The 16,176-nt window shown below is 70.9% G+C and carries 15 protein-coding genes; 10 read left to right on the forward strand and 5 right to left on the reverse strand.

The genetic code is table 11. The features are described 5' to 3' along the window. Nucleotides 1-135 precede the first annotated feature (135 nt). Entirely contained in the window at nucleotides 136-972 is an 837-nt protein-coding gene (locus LQ326_RS38720; RefSeq protein ID WP_234543759.1) for a helix-turn-helix transcriptional regulator, read from the reverse strand. A 128-nt stretch (nucleotides 973-1,100) separates the two neighbouring features. Between LQ326_RS38720 and LQ326_RS38725 the strand changes: the two genes are divergently transcribed. Next, nucleotides 1,101-2,783 (forward strand): AMP-binding protein, encoded by a 1,683-nt coding sequence (locus LQ326_RS38725; protein WP_234543760.1) that lies wholly within the window; start codon nucleotides 1,101-1,103, stop codon nucleotides 2,781-2,783. Beyond that, the gene (locus LQ326_RS38730) at nucleotides 2,780-4,387 is read left to right on the forward strand and encodes an AMP-binding protein (RefSeq protein WP_234543761.1); all 1,608 of its coding nucleotides are present in this window, start codon (nucleotides 2,780-2,782) and stop codon (nucleotides 4,385-4,387) included. The genes LQ326_RS38725 and LQ326_RS38730 overlap by 4 nt, the downstream gene beginning before the upstream one ends. A 105-nt stretch (nucleotides 4,388-4,492) precedes the next feature. Here LQ326_RS38730 and LQ326_RS38735 read toward each other — a convergent pair whose 3' ends face one another. After that, the gene (locus LQ326_RS38735) at nucleotides 4,493-5,164 is read right to left on the reverse strand and encodes a hypothetical protein (RefSeq protein WP_234543762.1); all 672 of its coding nucleotides are present in this window, start codon (nucleotides 5,162-5,164) and stop codon (nucleotides 4,493-4,495) included. Between the two features lie 207 nt (nucleotides 5,165-5,371). On the opposite strand from LQ326_RS38735, the gene gcl reads away from it, so the two are divergent. Then, nucleotides 5,372-7,156 carry a glyoxylate carboligase gene (gene gcl, locus LQ326_RS38740; RefSeq protein ID WP_234543763.1) on the forward strand — a complete coding sequence of 595 codons (1,785 nt, stop codon included), beginning with the start codon at nucleotides 5,372-5,374 and terminating at the stop codon, nucleotides 7,154-7,156. Between the two features lie 199 nt (nucleotides 7,157-7,355). Here the strand turns inward: gcl and LQ326_RS38745 are convergent, their stop codons facing one another. From LQ326_RS38745 to LQ326_RS38755, 3 genes are all read right to left on the reverse strand, one after another. Then, nucleotides 7,356-7,598, reverse strand: coding sequence for a hypothetical protein (locus tag LQ326_RS38745; RefSeq protein ID WP_234543764.1), 243 nt, complete (start codon nucleotides 7,596-7,598; stop codon nucleotides 7,356-7,358). Between the two features lie 346 nt (nucleotides 7,599-7,944). Then, nucleotides 7,945-8,835 (reverse strand): 2-hydroxy-3-oxopropionate reductase, encoded by an 891-nt coding sequence (locus LQ326_RS38750; protein ID WP_234543765.1) that lies wholly within the window; start codon nucleotides 8,833-8,835, stop codon nucleotides 7,945-7,947. Between the two features lie 136 nt (nucleotides 8,836-8,971). After that, nucleotides 8,972-9,829 carry a TIM barrel protein gene (locus tag LQ326_RS38755; protein ID WP_234543766.1) on the reverse strand — a complete coding sequence of 286 codons (858 nt, stop codon included), beginning with the start codon at nucleotides 9,827-9,829 and terminating at the stop codon, nucleotides 8,972-8,974. Nucleotides 9,830-9,977: 148 nt separating this feature from the next. Here LQ326_RS38755 and polX point away from each other — a divergent pair, with 148 nt between their 5' ends. The 7 genes from polX to LQ326_RS38790 all read left to right on the forward strand — a co-directional run bounded on the left by polX (nucleotide 9,978) and on the right by LQ326_RS38790 (nucleotide 16,156). Beyond that, nucleotides 9,978-11,717, forward strand: coding sequence for a DNA polymerase/3'-5' exonuclease PolX (gene polX / locus LQ326_RS38760; protein ID WP_234543767.1), 1,740 nt, complete (start codon nucleotides 9,978-9,980; stop codon nucleotides 11,715-11,717). A gap of 143 nt (nucleotides 11,718-11,860) precedes the next feature. Then, on the forward strand, nucleotides 11,861-12,115 hold the full coding sequence (locus LQ326_RS38765; RefSeq protein ID WP_234543768.1) for a hypothetical protein: 255 nt from the start codon (nucleotides 11,861-11,863) through the stop codon (nucleotides 12,113-12,115). Then, complete coding sequence (locus LQ326_RS38770) at nucleotides 12,112-12,480, forward strand: helix-turn-helix domain-containing protein (RefSeq protein ID WP_234543769.1); 369 nt, start codon at nucleotides 12,112-12,114, stop codon at nucleotides 12,478-12,480. Before LQ326_RS38765 ends, LQ326_RS38770 begins: the two co-directional genes overlap by 4 nt. A 311-nt stretch (nucleotides 12,481-12,791) precedes the next feature. Further along, nucleotides 12,792-13,304, forward strand: a complete 513-nt coding sequence (gene uraD, locus LQ326_RS38775; protein ID WP_234543770.1) for a 2-oxo-4-hydroxy-4-carboxy-5-ureidoimidazoline decarboxylase — start codon at nucleotides 12,792-12,794, stop codon at nucleotides 13,302-13,304. 4 nt (nucleotides 13,305-13,308) lie between these two features. Next, on the forward strand, nucleotides 13,309-13,704 hold the full coding sequence (gene uraH / locus LQ326_RS38780) for a hydroxyisourate hydrolase (RefSeq protein WP_234543771.1): 396 nt from the start codon (nucleotides 13,309-13,311) through the stop codon (nucleotides 13,702-13,704). Nucleotides 13,705-13,708: 4 nt separating this feature from the next. After that, nucleotides 13,709-14,656 (forward strand): factor-independent urate hydroxylase, encoded by a 948-nt coding sequence (pucL, locus tag LQ326_RS38785; protein WP_234543772.1) that lies wholly within the window; start codon nucleotides 13,709-13,711, stop codon nucleotides 14,654-14,656. 123 nt (nucleotides 14,657-14,779) lie between these two features. Further along, nucleotides 14,780-16,156, forward strand: coding sequence for an 8-oxoguanine deaminase (locus tag LQ326_RS38790; RefSeq protein WP_234543773.1), 1,377 nt, complete (start codon nucleotides 14,780-14,782; stop codon nucleotides 16,154-16,156). Nucleotides 16,157-16,176: the final 20 nt, after the last annotated feature.

The raw sequence follows: 16,176 nt of genomic DNA on the forward strand, positions 1-16,176 counted from the left end.
TCCAAACCAAATTCTAGGCAATGAACCACGAAATCCGGCCGAACGGCATAGTGAGGGAAATAACAGCAGCTTGGCATAAGATAATTCACAACGCGTCCGCATGAATGGAATGGGTTCCCTCCGGCTATGGTCCGGCTATGGCAACAACCCCGTCCGACGAGCCGCCGACACCGCCTCCCCCCGGGTGTGCGCGCCCAGCTTCCGCATCGCCGAGCGCAGATAGCCCTTGACCGTCTCGGGCCGCAGCCCCAGCCGCTCGGCCACCGCCGCGTTGGTCGCCCCGGCCGCCACCCACGCCAGCACATCCAGTTCACGTGGCGACAGAGCGGTCTCGGCCACCGGTGCCGGGGCGGCGGTCAGCAGTCCGCAGGCGGCGACGAGCTCGGCACGCAGTTCCGGGTCGCTGATCCGCGGCGCCAGCGCCCGCAGCGCGGCGTGCGCCTCCCGCACCTGCTCCCAGGCAGCTTGCTGTTCCGGTACGACGGTCGGTTCCGGCCGCGCCACCGCCAGCAGCCCCCTGGCCTCGTCCTGCACGACCAGCGCCTGCTCCACGTCCCGGGCCGCCGCCACCGCCGCGCCCAGCGTGCGGTCGCCCAGCGGCTGGGCGGACCGCAGCGCACCGTACAGCACGCCCCGCACCCGGCGCCGTACCACCACCGGGACCGCCAGCACCGAGCGGATGCCCTCGGCCGCCACCGGGATGTCGTACTCGTGGCTGATCTGCCGGGAAACCGAGTAGTCGGTGACCGCGCAGGGGCGGGCCAGCGCCACCGCCTTGCCGCCCAGGCCGTTCCCCGAGGTGACCGCGAGCGAACGCAGCGCCGCCGTGGTGGTGCCGGTCAGCTCGCTTATCCGCACCTGCGTCCGGCCCGCCTCGACGATCCCGCCGAAGGCGATCGGGAGCCCGGTGGTGCGCCGGAGCCTGGACAGCGCACCGCGTATCTCCACCGCCCCCGCGACCTCTGCTGCCACCTGTCCTGCCCCTTCGACCCCGGCCTTGCGCTGTTCACACCCCCGTTCGGGGGTAGTGAGACCTGCATCACGGATTACACGATGCCAGAGAGCCGCCCGGCAATGGTCCGGTACCGAAGGAGACGCGTATGACGAGTGCGACGGAGGACTTCCGCAGGGCACGGGACTTCCTGCTGGAACACCGTACGGACTACGCCACCGCCTATGAGGGCTTCGCGTGGCCGCGTCCGGATCATTTCAACTGGGCGCTGGACTGGTTCGACGTCATCGCCGAGGGCAACGACCGCATCGCGCTGCACATCGTCGAGGAGGACGGCGCCGAGACGAGGCTGTCCTTCGCGGAGCTGTCCGAGCGCTCCGACCGGGTGGCCAACCACCTGCGCGCTCGGGGCGTCGAGCCGGAGGACCGCATCCTCGTGATGCTCGGCAACCAGGCCGAGCTGTGGGAGACCGCGCTGGCCGCGATGAAGCTGCGTGCCGTCGTCATCCCGGCGACCCCGTTGCTCGGCCCCGCCGATCTGCGCGACCGCGTTGACCGGGGCCGGGTGAAGCACGTGATCGTGCGGGCCGAGGACGCGGCCAAGTTCGCCGACGTGCCGGGTGCCTACACCCGGATCGCGGTGGGCGGGCTGCCGCCGTCGCAGGCGGGGGCCTGGGAGCCGTACGAGGACGCGTACACCGCCTCGCCCGGCTTCGTGCCCGACGGCCCCACCCTGGCCGACGACCCGCTGATGCTCTACTTCACCTCGGGCACCACCGCGCGCCCCAAGCTGGTCGAGCACACCCACACCTCGTACCCGATCGGGCACCTGGCGACCATGTACTGGATCGGTCTCAGGCCCGGTGACGTGCACCTGAACATCTCGTCGCCCGGCTGGGCGAAGCACGCCTGGTCGAACCTGTTCGCGCCGTGGAACGCGGAGGCGACGGTCTTCATCCACAACTACTCGCGCTTCGAGGCGGGACGGCTGCTGGCGGAGATGGACCGGCACGGGGTGACGTCCTTCTGCGCTCCGCCGACGGTGTGGCGGATGCTCATCCAGGCCGACCTGACCCAGTTGCGTACGCCGCCCCGCGAGGTGGTGGCGGCGGGTGAGCCGCTCAATCCCGAGGTGATCGAGCAGGTGCGGCGGGCGTGGGGGGTGAGCATCCGGGACGGGTTCGGGCAGACGGAGACGGCGGTGCAGGTCTCCAACAGTCCCGGGCAGCGGTTGAAGACCGGGTCGATGGGCCGTCCGAGCCCGGGGTACAAGGTGGAGCTGCTGGACCCGGTGTCGGGGGCCCCGGGCGCGGCGGAGGGCGAGATCGCGCTGGACCTGGCGGCACGGCCGGTGGGTCTGATGACCGGCTACCACGGGGACGCGGACCGTACGGCGGAGGCGATGGCCGGGGGCTACTACCGCACCGGGGACATCGGCTCGCGGGACGCCGACGGGTACATCACGTATGTCGGCCGCGCGGACGACGTGTTCAAGGCGTCGGACTACAAGATCAGCCCGTTCGAACTGGAGAGCGCGCTGCTGGAGCACGAGGCGGTGGCCGAGGCGGCTGTCGTGCCGGCGCCGGACGAGGTGCGGCTGGCGGTGCCGAAGGCGTATGTGGTGCTGGCGGCGGGCTGGGAGCCGGGTCCGGACACGGCGAAGGTGCTCTTCGAGCACTCGCGCCAGGTCCTCGCGCCCTACAAGCGGGTGCGGCGTCTGGAGTTCGCGGCGCTGCCCAAGACGGTGTCGGGGAAGATCCGGCGGATCGAGCTGCGCGAGGCCACGGCCGCCGGCTCGGCCGACGAGTACCGCGAGGAGGACTTCCGGTGAGCTCGTCGTACACGCACGGCACGAGCGGCACCACGCTGCTCGGCGACACCATCGGGGCCAACCTGGACCGGGCCGTCGCGGCCTGGCCGGACCGCGAGGCGCTGGTGGACGTGGAGACCGGCAGGCGCTGGACGTACGCCCGGTTCGCCGCCGACGTCGACCAGTTGGCATACGCGCTGCTGGCGAGCGGGGTCGCCAAGGGCGACCGGGTGGGCATCTGGGCGGTCAACTGCGCCGAGTGGGTGCTGGTGCAGTACGCCACCGCCCGGGTCGGCGCGATCATGGTCAACATCAACCCGGCCTACCGGACCCACGAGGTCGAGTACGTCCTCAACCAGTCGGGGACATCCCTGCTGTTCGCCTCGCTCCGCCACAAGACCAGCGACTACCGGGCGATGGTGGAGGAAGTACGGGGCAGATGCCCCCGGTTGCGGGAGACCGTGTACATCGGGGACCCGAGCTGGGCGGGGTTCACCGCGCGCGGAACCGCCGAGCGCGGCGCCGAACTGGCTGCCCGCGCGGCCGAGTTGTCCTGCGACGACCCCATCAACATCCAGTACACCTCGGGCACGACCGGCTTCCCGAAGGGAGCCACGCTCTCCCACCACAACATCCTCAACAACGGGTACTTCGTCGGGGAGCTGGTCGCCTACACCGAGCAGGACCGGATCTGCCTCCCGGTGCCCTTCTACCACTGCTTCGGCATGGTGATGGGCAACCTGGCCGCCACCTCGCACGGCGCCTGCATGGTGATCCCGGCCCCGTCCTTCGACCCGAAGGCCACCCTGGAGGCGGTCCAGCGGGAGCGCTGCACCTCGCTGTACGGCGTTCCGACCATGTTCATCGCGGAGCTGAACCTGCCGGACTTCGCCTCCTACGACCTCTCCACGCTGCGCACCGGCATCATGGCGGGCTCGCCCTGCCCGGTCGAGGTGATGAAGCGGGTGGTCGCCGAGATGCACATGGCGGAGGTCTCCATCTGCTACGGCATGACGGAGACGTCCCCGGTCTCGCTGCAGACCCGGATCGAGGACGACCTGGAACACCGCACCGGCACCGTCGGCCGGGTGCTGCCGCACCTGGAGGTCAAGGTCGTCGACCCGGTCACCGGGGTCACCCAGCCCCGGGGCACCACAGGTGAGTTGTGCACCCGCGGCTACAGCGTGATGCTCGGCTACTGGGACGACCCCGAGAAGACGGCGGAGGTCATCGACCCCGGGCGCTGGATGCACACCGGCGACCTGGCGATGATGCGTGACGACGGGTACGTCGAGATCGTCGGCCGCATCAAGGACATGATCATCAGAGGCGGTGAGAACATCTACCCGCGCGAGATCGAGGAGTTCCTCTACGGCCACCCCAAGGTCCGGGACGTCCAGGTGGTCGGGGTACCGCACGAGAGGTACGGCGAGGAGGTCCTGGCCTGCGTCATCCCGCACGACCCGGCCGCCCCGCCGACGCTGGAGGAACTCCGCGGCTTCTGCGAGGGCCGCCTGGCCCACTACAAGGTCCCGAGCCGCCTCCGGATCCTGGAGGCCTTCCCGATGACGGTCTCGGGCAAGGTCCGCAAGATCGAACTGAGGGAGCAGCACAGCACCCCGTAAAGGTCATCGCCCCGTCGGGGACAGCGCCCCAAAGGGGCGCGGGGCTGTGCCGACATGCGGCTCCGCCGCGTGGGCGCGACCAGCCCCCACCGGCCCGCAGACGAATCAGCTTCCCGCGGAGGCCAGTTCGTCGGCGGGCCCATTTACCGGCTGCGGCGTCCCCGTGAGGTCCAGGACGAACAACGGCACCCCCAACGCGTCGGCCCGCTCACGCGCGTCCTCGGCGTACCCCGCAAGGGAGAAGTACACGCACCCCGAGTCCTCCGTCATCGCCGTCAGCCACAGGCACTCCACGTCCCGCTGCGAGGCCGGCTGCAAGGCCGGGTCCACCCGGGCCACGAGCCCCCGCGCGGCCAGGCCGACGCCGGACGGCGGCCGCTGGTCGGCGCGCCGTACGTCCCGGTAGCCGAGCCAGCGCAGATAGAGCGCGGCCGCGGTGACCGCGTCCCGGGCGGTGCGGATCGTCACGGGCTGGAAGGCGGGCCGGGGCTCGGGGTCCGGCGGGGGCGCGGACACGGTGCCGGCGACCGCGATGCGCAGCACCGCCCCGCACGGGCAGCCCAGTTCCGGCTGCGGCCACTGGTCCCGGCGCCCGCAGGACCCGCAGCTCACCGTCACCCACTCCGCGTCCCAGGCGCGGTGCGCGACCGGCGTCGGCCCGGCCGTGCCGTCGAGACTCGGGGTGACCGGCGCGCCGCAGGCGCAGGGGTAGGACGGCGCGGTGTAGACGTGCTCGCGCCGGCAGGCCGGACAGCGCACCGGCACGCTCTCGGACATGGCCCCACCTCAGGCGTCGCGTCGGTTCAGCCGTCCCATCGTGCTCCCGTCGGGACCCGGTTGTCCGTCCCTTGACGACGTTCGTCCCCGCACCTACATTGCTTTCAGATAGCAGAAAGTAGTTTCCGTATCGTGGAAATTGAAGACTGTGCTCACCGCGGGGCGCGACGGGAGCAGGCATCCGACAGCCGACAGCAGGAGTTCTCGATGGCTCGTATGACCGCTGCCCGCGCGGCAGTTGAGATCCTCAGGCGCGAGGGCGTCACCGACGCGTTCGGTGTTCCGGGCGCGGCGATCAACCCCTTCTACGCGGCGCTCCAGGCCTCCGGCGGCATCCGGCACACCCTCGCCCGCCATGTCGAGGGCGCCTCGCACATGGCCGAGGGATACACCCGTACCCGCCCCGGCAACATCGGCGTCTGCGTCGGCACGTCCGGGCCGGCCGGCACCGACATGATCACCGGCCTGTACTCGGCCACGGGCGACTCCGTCCCGATCCTCTGCATCACCGGCCAGGCCCCCACCGCGGTGCTCCACAAGGAGGACTTCCAGGCCGTCGACATCGCCTCGATCGCGCGGCCGGTCACGAAGATGGCGGTCACCGTGCTGGAGGCCGCCCAGGTGCCGGGCGTCTTCCAGCAGGCCTTCCACCTCATGCGCTCCGGCCGCCCCGGACCGGTGCTGATCGACCTGCCGGTCGACGTGCAGCTCACCGAGATCGAGTTCGACCCAGGGACGTACGAGCCCCTGCCCGTGTACAAGCCGGCCGCCACCCGGGCCCAGATCGAGAAGGCGATCGCGATGCTGAACGCGTCCGAGCGCCCGCTGATCGTCGCCGGCGGCGGGATCGTCAACGCGGATGCCGCCGAACTCCTCGTCGAATTCGCCGAGTTGACGGGAACTCCGGTCGTCCCGACGCTGATGGGCTGGGGTGTGCTCCCCGACGACCACGAGCTGAACGCCGGCATGGTGGGCCTGCAGACCTCGCACCGCTACGGCAACGCGACCTTCCTGGACTCCGACTTCGTCCTCGGCATCGGCAACCGCTGGGCCAACCGCCACACCGGCAGGCTGGACGTCTACACGGCCGGCCGCACCTTCGTCCACGTCGACATCGAGCCCACCCAGATCGGCAGGATCTTCGCTCCCGACTACGGCATCGCGTCGGACGCGAAGGCGGCCCTGGAGCTTTTCGTCGAGGTGGCACTGGAGTTGAAGGCGACCGGCGGGCTGCCGGACCGCTCCGCCTGGGCGGCCGCAGCACAGGAGAAGAGGGCGACCCTCCAGCGCCGTACGCACTTCGACGACATCCCGATCAAGCCGCAGCGCGTCTACGAGGAGATGAACAAGGCCTTCGGTCCCGAGACCCGGTACGTCTCCACCATCGGCCTCTCGCAGATCGCCGGTGCCCAGATGCTGCACGTCTTCAGGCCCCGGCACTGGATCAACTGCGGCCAGGCGGGCCCCCTCGGCTGGACGATCCCGGCCGCGCTCGGCGTCGCCAGGGCGGACCCGGAGGCCTCCGTCGTCGCCCTCTCCGGCGACTACGACTTCCAGTTCATGCTGGAGGAGCTGGCGGTGGGCGCGCAGCACAAGATCCCCTACGTCCACGTCCTCGTCAACAACTCCTACCTGGGCCTGATCCGTCAGGCGCAGCGGGCGTTCGACATCGACTTCCAGGTCAAGCTGGAGTTCGAGAACATCAACTCGCCGGAGCTGGGCGGCTACGGCGTCGACCACGTCAAGGTGGCCGAAGGCCTCGGGTGCGGGGCGATCCGGGTGACGGACCCGGCGGAGCTGGGCGCGGCCTTCGAGAAGGCCAGGAAGCTGGCCGCCGAACACCGGGTGCCGGTCGTCGTGGAGGCGATCCTGGAGCGCGTCACCGACATCTCCATGTCGACCACCAACGACATCTCCGCCGTCGTCGAGTTCGAGGAGATCGCGACCGAGCCGGGGCACGCCCCGACCTCGATCAGGACACTGAAGGTCTGAGCCGGCGCGGACAGCAGCGGGCGGTCCGTCGCATGGGACGGACCGCCCGCTCCGTGTCGTCGATGACTCGGTGCCCGCCGCCCCCGTGCCGGCGGGCACCGTGTGACCTGAATATGCCCGTTGACCGGGGAAGTCGAAGCACGCTGAACACAGTTCAGAGGTTAATTTGAGGATCAGCCGGTCTGTTCGTACCGGTACATCAGCTTTCGGGATGTTCGGTCAGTCCCGGCCAGTCGTCCGGGCCGCCGCCCTGCCACTCGATGAGGTCGCTGTCCTCGACGTCGATCCGGTCCAGGTCGGCCATCCGCAGGATCTCGATGACGTCGTCGAGATGGGAGGCGATTCCGAGGGTCACGTCGCCCTCGGTGACCCGCCGGGAGCCGTCCAGGGCGGGCGCGTGCACGACGATGTGCGGAAACTCCGTCGGTGGCTGTGCAGTCATGTCTCAAGGCTCCTGCGGCGGAGGCGAAAACGCACGCCGAAGCGCCGGACGCGGGCGGTTCCGCGTCCGGCGCCCGAAGTCCGTGAGGCTCCTTCATGCCGTGGCCGTCCGACGGCGCGAGGCTGGGCGCGACACGATGCTCGCGCCGCCGGACGGGGTTCAGGGGGCGCGGCCGGGACCGCGGCGGGTGCGACGGAGTGGGGCGTCCGTCCGCGTCGCCGGGACGAGCCGTGCTCGGCAGTCGCGGGCCCGCGGTGCCAGAAGCCGTCGGGGTGATTCCGGGTCGCGGTGCCTGGGCGCGACAGGACAGGTGTCGGTGGCGCCGCGTACCGGAGGTCCCGGCGTGTCAGACCTGGACGCCCGACAGGCGCTCCACCGCGCGCAGCAGCGCCGAGTGGTCCAGGCCGCCGTCGCCCTGCGCGCGCAGGGAGGCGACCAGTTGCGCCACCACGGCACCGACCGGCAGCGCGGCGCCGACGTCGCGGGCCGCGGCCGTGACGATGCCCATGTCCTTGTGGTGCAGGTCGACGCGGAAGCCCGGCGTGAAGTCGCGGTTCAGGAAGCCGGCCTTCTTCCGCGTCAGCACGGTCGAGCCGGCCAGGCCGCCGTTCAGGACGTCCAGCGCGGCGGACAGGTCCACGCCGGACTTCTCCAGGAACACCACGGCCTCGGCGCACGCCTGGATGTTCACGGCCACGATCAGCTGGTTCGCGGCCTTCACGGTCTGGCCGCAGCCGTGCGGACCGCACAGCACGACGGTCCGGCCCAGCACCTCGAAGAGCGGCTTCGCGGTGTCGAAGTCGGCCTGCTCGCCGCCGACCATGATGGACAGCGCGGCCTCGACCGCCCCGGCCTCACCGCCGGAGACGGGCGCGTCGAGCACGCGGATCCCCTTGTCCTCGGCCGCCTTCGCCAGGTCGACGGAGGTCTGCGGGGTGATGGAGGACATGTCGATGAGGAGCGCGCCGGACCCGGCGTTCTCCAGGATGCCGCCGGGGCCGTACGCGACGGCCTCGACCTGCGGCGACGCGGGCACCATCGTGATGATCACGTCGGCGTTCCGGACGGCCTCGGCGACCGAGGCGGCCACGGTGCCGCCGGCGGCGGCCAGCCGGTCCAGTTTCTCCCGCTCCAGGGTGTAGCCGGTGACGTCGTAACCCGCCTTGATCAGGTTCTCGGACATGGGGGAGCCCATGATGCCGAGACCTATCCAGGCGATCTTGGGGAGGGTGCTCATGGGGGGTGCCTCTCTGACTGCTGTGACAGGGCTGCTGCTCGGCGGGCGTCGACGAAAGCAGCCCGTCCGGCGGTTGAGGACGAGGCCGAAGGCCGAAGCGGGGGTCCGGGTGCGGCAGCCCCCAGGGGCGGTCACATCAACGGGCGGCGCGCTGCTTTGCCGGCAGCCAGCCGAAGGCGTCCGCGCTCGGGCGGTCGCCTGCCTTGTACTCCAGGCCCACCCAGCCGTCGTACCCGGCCTTCATCAGCTCGTCGAGGAGGTCTGCCAGCGGCAGCGACCCCGTGCCCGGGGCGCCGCGGCCGGGGTGGTCGGCGATCTGGACGTGGCCGGTCTTCGGCGCGTACCGCTCGATCACCGACGGCAGGTCCTCGCCGTTCACGGACAGGTGGTAGAGGTCCATGAGGAAGCGCGCGTTGCCCAGTCCGGTGGCCGCGTTGACCCTGTCGACGACCTCCACGGCGGCCGGGGCCGACACCAGGGGGTACCGCGGCGACTCGGGCTCGTTGAGCGCCTCGATCAGCAGCACCGCGCCGATCCGGTCGGCGGCGCGCGCCGCGAGCGCCAGGTTCTCCAGCGCCAGCGCGTCCTGCTCGGCCGGGTCCACGCCGTCGACGCGGTTGCCGTACAGGGCGTTGAGCGCCGTGCAGCCGAGCGACTCGGCGAAGCCGGCGGCCACCTCGATGTTGGCGCGGAACCTCTCCGACTCCGCGCCCGGGACGGACAGGGCGCCCCGGTCGGGGCCGGGGAGCTGTCCGGCGTAGAAGTTCAGGCCCGTCAGCCGGACGCCCGCGTCCCGGACCGCCTTCCGCAGCGCGCCGAGCGCGGACCGCCCGGGGGCGGGGGAGCCGGGCCAGGGCCACCACAGCTCGACCGCCGAGAAGCCGGCCGCGGCGGCGGCCGCCGGGCGTTCGAGGAGCGGGAGTTCCGTGAAGAGGATCGACAGGTTGACGCTGAAGCGCTGCTCTGCGGCCGTGCTCGAGTCAGGACCGGGCATAAGGGTCGGCGCTCCCTTCCGCTGGTTGCCGGTGATTCCGTATCGCGGAATTCTCTTTCTGTAATTTGGAAGACTATGGGAAGACTGCCTGTGGTCGGGGAGAAGTGTCAAGAGTGCCGGCGCGAAACCCGCGCCCTACCCTGGAGGCGTGGCCCGTTCCAACGACGAGGTCGCCGCGCTGTTCCAGGAGTACGCGGACCTCATCTCGATCACCGGGGGCGACGCCTTCAAGGCGCGTGTCTACGAGAAGGCCGCCCGGTCCGTCGGCGGCCACCACGCCGATGTCTCCACGCTCGACCTCAAGGGGCTCCAGGACATCCCGAACGTCGGGAAGTCGATCGCCCAGAAGGTCCTCGAATACCTCGACAGCGGCAGCGTGTCCGCCGTCGACGAGCTGCGCGCGAAGATCCCCGCCGGGGTCCGCCGGCTGACGGCCGTCCCCACCCTCGGTCCGAAGAAGGCGATGGCGATCTACGAGGAGCTGGGCATCTCCTCCGTCGAGGAACTCGCCGACGCCATCCACCAGGAGCGGCTGCGCGACCTCAAGGGTTTCGGGCCGAAGACCGAGGAGAACATCCTGCACGGCATCGAGCTGCTCCAGTCCGCAGGCGGCCGGGTCCAGCTCGACCTGGCCCTGGATCTCGCGGAGAGCATCGTCGCCACCCTGTCCGCGGTGACCGGCTGCGAGCGGTGCTCGTACGCCGGATCACTGCGCCGGATGCGGGAGACCATCGGCGACGTCGACATCCTCGTGGCGGCGAAGAAGTCGGCGCCGGTCATGCGGGCATTCACCGAACTGCCGTACGTCACCGAGGTGATCGGGCAGGGCGGCACCAAGACGTCCGTGCGCACCAGCAAGGGTCTCAACGTGGACCTGCGGGTCGTACCGCCGGACTCCTGGGGCGCGGCCCTGCAGTACTTCACCGGCTCGAAGGCCCACAACATCCGCATCCGCGAACGAGCCGTGCACCAGAAGCTCAAGCTCTCCGAGTACGGCCTCTTCGACGTCGTGAGCGGCGAGAAGATCGTCTCCAAGACCGAGGAGGAGGTGTACGCCCGGCTCGGACTGCCCTGGATCCCGCCGACGCTGCGTGAGGACCGCGGCGAGATCGAGGCCGGGCTGCGCGGCGAACTGCCCGCCCTGGTCACCGAGGCCGACCTGCGGGGCGACCTGCACACCCACACCGACCTCACGGACGGGCTGGCCCCGCTGGAGGAGATGGCCGAGGCCGCCGCCCGGCGCGGTTACGCCTACTACGCGATCACCGACCACGCGCCCGACATGGCCATGCAGCGCATGACCGACGAGCGGATGCTGGCCCAGCGGGAGCGGGTGCGCGAACTCGACGGCACCTACCCCACCAAGGGCCGGCGCGGCGGGCTGCGGCTGCTGCACGGCACCGAGCTGAACATCGGCCCGGAGGGCGGGGTGGACTGGCCGGAGGACTTCCTCGCCGGCTTCGACCTGTGCGTGGCCTCGGTGCACTCGCACTTCAACCAGAGCCGCGAAGCCCTGACCCGGCGGCTCGTGAGGGCCTGCGAGAACCCGTACGTGAACATCATCGGCCATCCCACCACCCGCCTCATCGGCAAGCGGCCCGGCATCGACGCCGACCTCGACGCGGTCTTCGCCGCCTGTGCCCGTACCGGAACGGCCCTGGAGGTCAACGCCCACCCGGACCGCCTCGACCTGCGCGACGAGGACATCCTGCGGGCCCGCCGGTACGGCGTGCGGTTCGCCGTGAACAGCGACGCCCACGCCGTCCCGCACCTCGCCACCATGCGCTACGGCATCGGCACCGCCCAGCGCGGCTGGCTCACCGGCGACGACGTGATCAACACCTGGCCGGAGCGCCGGCTGCGGGCCTTTCTGCGCAAGGCCGGGTGAGTCCCGCACCCCGCTCGCGTGGCGGCGCGGGGGTGCCCTGGTCCGTTAGGGTCGCCTCGTGGCGGACGGAGTGGGTCCGTCGCGGTGAAACCGGTTGGCCGGGATGTGTCGCGGTCAGGTCAGGGACGTGTTCTGGGGGCGCAATGCGACTGAGAGTGGAGTTCACCACCGAGCCCTTCGATCTCGACGAGGCTCCCGCGCATGCGCTGGTCGCCCGCGAGGTCATCGAGGGGGCCGAACTGGACGCGGTGGACGTCGGGCCGTTCGGTAACACGGCGGAGGGCGGCGCCGGCGCCGTGCTCACCGCCGTGGACGCGTTGCTGCGCAGGGCCCTGGAGGCCGGAGCCACCCGGATCTCGCTCCAGGTCAACGTGGTGGGGGAGGGCGGCGACAAGTGACCGGAAACGCGGACGAACCCTTCATCACCGCCGTGAAGCCGCTGGTCGACGCCATGGGCGGGGAGATGCTCCCGCCCGACGAGGCCGGCCCCGACGACGTCGTGCTCGTCTGGGAGGGCGCCGACGCGGTCGCCGTACGGCTGCCGCAGCTGGCGGACTCCCTCGATCACATCCTGGCCGCCATGGAGCGCAAGCGGGGCAAGCCGCTGGCCGACCTGGACCGCAAGGCGAAACAGGAGGTCGTGCGCATGCTGGAGGCGCGGGGCGCCTTCTCCGTACGGCACGGCGTGGAGACGGTGGCGGGCGCGCTCGGGGTGAGCCGCTTCACCGTCTACAACTACCTCAACCGCGAGAAGGACAGCTGATCCCGGGCGGTGCGCCGCACGGGTTGGCCGGGAGTAAACCAGGGTTGCCCCCCGGCGGCCGGCCCCACGGCTGCCCCCGGCTGTGAGCCCCATGGTTGCCCCCTCGGCGAACAGCCCCCCGGCTGCCCCGGCGGCGATCAGCCCCCGGCTGCCCCGGCGGTGAGCCCCACGACTGCTCCCGGGGGACCATGAAGGGCGTCCGGGGGTTGTTACGCGGAATTTTCAACAAAGTGTTGACGCCGGGTTCCGGAGGGCGTTAGCTGACGGCAGCCCGTTCCGCACCAAGGCCGCCCACGGCCACGGAGGCTCCCGTGACGTCGACTTCCACGCCCCCGGGCCTGGCCCGGTTCAACGGCCTGGCGGAGCACGCGGCCCGCGCCGCCCTCCACGAGGTGTGCGCCGCCACGGCCTGGGCCCGGCTGCTGCTCGCCGCCCGCCCCTACGCCGGCCCCGAAGACCTGTACTCCGCCAGCGACGCCGCCATGGCCGAGCTGACCACGGCGGACCTGGCGGAGGCCATGGCCGGACACCCGCCGATCGGCCGGCCCGAGCCGGGCGATGCCACCTCGGCCCGGGAACAGGCCGGCATGGCCGGCGCCGCCGACGGCCTCAAGGCGGAGATGCTCGAACTCAACCTGGCCTACCAGGAGCGGTTCGGCCATGTCTTCCTGATCTGCGCCACCGGCCGCACCGGCGAGGAAATGCGGGACGCGGCCCGGGAGCGGATCGGCAACCCGCCGGAGCGGGAGCGGGAGATCGTCCGCGCCGAGCTGGGCAGGATCAACCGCATCCGGCTCGCCCGACTCGTCGAAGAGGACGCCTGACACCATGACCACCAGCACCACCGCCTCCGTGTCCACCCACATCCTGGACACCAGCGTCGGCCGCCCCGCCGTGGGCGTCGCCGTCCGGCTGGCGGCCCGTCGGGGCCGGGACGCCGAGTGGCAGACGCTCGGCGCCGGCGCGACCGACGCGGACGGCCGGTGCAAGGACCTGCCGGCGCTGCCGGAGGCCACCACACACGTACGGCTCGACTTCGCGGTGGAGCCGTACCTCGAAGAGAAGCAAGCCGATGCGCAGCAGGACGCCCCCGCGAATCGGGACAGCGGACCGGCCGTGTTCTTCCCGGAGGTGGCGGTCACGTTCGCCGTCGTACCGGGCGAGCACTACCACGTACCGCTGCTGCTCAACCCGTTCGGCTACTCCGTTTACCGAGGGAGCTAGCTAGATGACCGACAACCCCCGCCCCGGCCGCCCGGTGATCCTGGGCCAGAACCAGTACGGCAAAGCCGAGAACCGGGTCGTGAAGATCACGCGGGACGGCGCCACCCACCACATCAGGGACCTCGACGTGTCGGTGTCGCTCTCCGGCGACATGGACGAGGTCCACTACTCCGGCTCCAACGCCAACGTCCTGCCGACCGACACCACCAAGAACACGGTGTTCGCGTTCGCCAAGGAGCACGGCATCGAGTCCGCCGAGCAGTTCGGCATCCATCTCGCCCGCCACTTCGTCACCTCGCAGGAGCCGATCCACCGGGCCCGGATCCGGATCGAGGAGTACGCCTGGGAGCGCATCGAAACCTCCGACGCCGGCTCGCGGTCCACCGGCGCGGACACCGCCAGGCACTCCTTCGTGCGCAAGGGCCAGGAGACCCGGCTCACGCAGATCACGTACGACGGTGAGCGGTGGGAGGTTGTCTCCGGCCTCAAGGACCTCGTCGTGATGAACACGACCGACTCGGAGTTCTGGGGTTACGTCAAGGACAAGTACACGACCCTCCCCGAAGCCCACGACCGCATCCTGGCCACGCAGGTCTCCGCGCGCTGGCGGTTCAACTGGACCGACGACGAGCAGGAGATGCCCGACTGGGAGAGGTCCTACGAGCAGACCAGGAAGCACCTGCTCCAGGCCTTCGCCGAGACGTACTCCCTCTCGCTCCAGCAGACCCTGTACCAGATGGGTTCGCGGATCATCGACAACCGCGACGAGATCGACGAGGTCCGCTTCTCGCTCCCGAACAAGCACCACTTCCTGGTGGATCTGGAGCCGTTCGGCCTGAAGAACGAGAACGAGGTGTACTACGCCGCCGACCGGCCCTACGGCCTGATCGAGGCGACCGTCCTGCGGGCAGGCTGCGAGGCGAAGATCCCGGTGGACCTCACCAACCTCTGACCCACCCTTTTCGGCACCCTCGGCCGGGGAAGCAGGCTTCTCGGGCTCCCTGGCCGCGGCACTGGAATCCCCGGGGTCCTGCCGTGCCCTCACCACAGGTCCACTGAGCGAAAAGGACGAATCATGGCAGCAGACCAGCGCATCGTCATCGAGAACTGTTCGATCGCCACTGTCGACGCCCACGACACCGAGTACACGGACGGGTACGTCGTCATCGCCGGCAACCGCATCGAGTCGCTCGGCGCGGGCCGCGCCCCCGAGGGCCTGGAGAACGTCGTACGCCGTATCGACGCCACCGGCCACCTGGTGACGCCCGGCCTGGTCAACACCCACCACCACTACTACCAGTGGATCACCCGGGGCCTGGCCACCGACCACAACCTCTTCGACTGGCTGGTCGCGCTCTACCCGACCTGGGCGCGCATCGACGAGCCCATGGTGTACGCGGCGGCCCAGGGCTCGCTCGCGATGATGGCGCGGGGCGGCGTCACCACCGCGATGGACCACCACTACGTCTACCCGAAGGACTCCGGCGACCTGTCCGGCGCGATCATCCGCGCCGCCCGTGAGACGGGCGTCCGCTTCACCCTCGCCCGCGGCTCCATGGACCGCGGCGAGAAGGACGGCGGCCTGCCCCCGGACTTCGCCGTCGAGACCCTCGAAGGCGCCCTCACCGCCACCGAGGCGACCGTCAAGGAGTACCACGACGACTCCTTCGACGCGATGACCCAGGTGGCCGTCGCCCCCTGCTCGCCCTTCTCGGTCTCCACCGAACTCCTCCGCGAGGGCGCCGTGTTGGCCCGGCGTCTCGGGGTGCGGCTGCACACCCACGGCTCGGAGACGGTCGAGGAGGAGAAGTTCTGCCACGAGCTGTTCGGCATGGGCCCCACCGACTACTTCGAGTCCACCGGCTGGCTCGGCGAGGACGTGTGGATGGCGCACTGCGTCCACATGAACGACTCCGACATCGCCGCGTTCGCCCGCACGAGGACCGGCGTCGCCCACTGCCCCTCCTCCAACGCCCGCCTCGCGGCCGGGATCGCCCGCGTCCCCGACATGCTCGCCGCCGGCGTGCCGGTCGGCCTCGGCGTCGACGGCACCGCCTCCAACGAGTCCGGCGAACTCCACACCGAACTGCGCAACGCGCTGCTGATCAACCGCCTCGGCGCGCACAAGGAGGCCGCCCTCAACGCCCGTCAGGCGCTGCGCCTCGGCACCTACGGCGGCGCCCAGGTCCTGGGCCGCGCGGACCAGATCGGCTCCCTCGAACCCGGCAAGCTCGCCGACCTGGTCCTCTGGAGGCTGGACACCCTCGCCCACGCCTCCATCGCCGACCCGGTGGCCGCCCTGGTCCTCGGCGCGGCGGCACCGGTCACCGCCTCCTTCGTGAACGGCCGTCAGATCGTCGAGGACAACCGCCTGCTGTACGTCGACGAGGACGCGATCGCCCGCGCCACGCGGGCCGAGGCCCAGCGGCTGGCCCGCATCGCCGCACAGTGACCCCACTCCTGTGCAAGGCA

The sequence above is a fragment of the Streptomyces shenzhenensis genome, from assembly GCF_021462265.1.
Lineage (GTDB): Bacteria > Actinomycetota > Actinomycetes > Streptomycetales > Streptomycetaceae > Streptomyces > Streptomyces shenzhenensis.

Excerpts from the sequence above, each read along its gene's own strand:
- LQ326_RS38725 (WP_234543760.1), top strand. The coding sequence starts at position 1,101 with ATGACGAGTGCGACGGAGGACTTCCGCAGGGCACGGGACTTCCTGCTG.
- LQ326_RS38735 (WP_234543762.1), bottom strand. The coding sequence starts at position 5,164 with ATGTCCGAGAGCGTGCCGGTGCGCTGTCCGGCCTGCCGGCGCGAGCAC.
- gcl (WP_234543763.1), top strand. The coding sequence starts at position 5,372 with ATGGCTCGTATGACCGCTGCCCGCGCGGCAGTTGAGATCCTCAGGCGC.
- LQ326_RS38745 (WP_234543764.1), bottom strand. The coding sequence starts at position 7,598 with ATGACTGCACAGCCACCGACGGAGTTTCCGCACATCGTCGTGCACGCG.
- LQ326_RS38750 (WP_234543765.1), bottom strand. The coding sequence starts at position 8,835 with ATGAGCACCCTCCCCAAGATCGCCTGGATAGGTCTCGGCATCATGGGC.
- LQ326_RS38755 (WP_234543766.1), bottom strand. The coding sequence starts at position 9,829 with ATGCCCGGTCCTGACTCGAGCACGGCCGCAGAGCAGCGCTTCAGCGTC.
- LQ326_RS38765 (WP_234543768.1), top strand. The coding sequence starts at position 11,861 with ATGCGACTGAGAGTGGAGTTCACCACCGAGCCCTTCGATCTCGACGAG.
- uraH (WP_234543771.1), top strand. The coding sequence starts at position 13,309 with ATGACCACCAGCACCACCGCCTCCGTGTCCACCCACATCCTGGACACC.
- pucL (WP_234543772.1), top strand. The coding sequence starts at position 13,709 with ATGACCGACAACCCCCGCCCCGGCCGCCCGGTGATCCTGGGCCAGAAC.
- LQ326_RS38790 (WP_234543773.1), top strand. The coding sequence starts at position 14,780 with ATGGCAGCAGACCAGCGCATCGTCATCGAGAACTGTTCGATCGCCACT.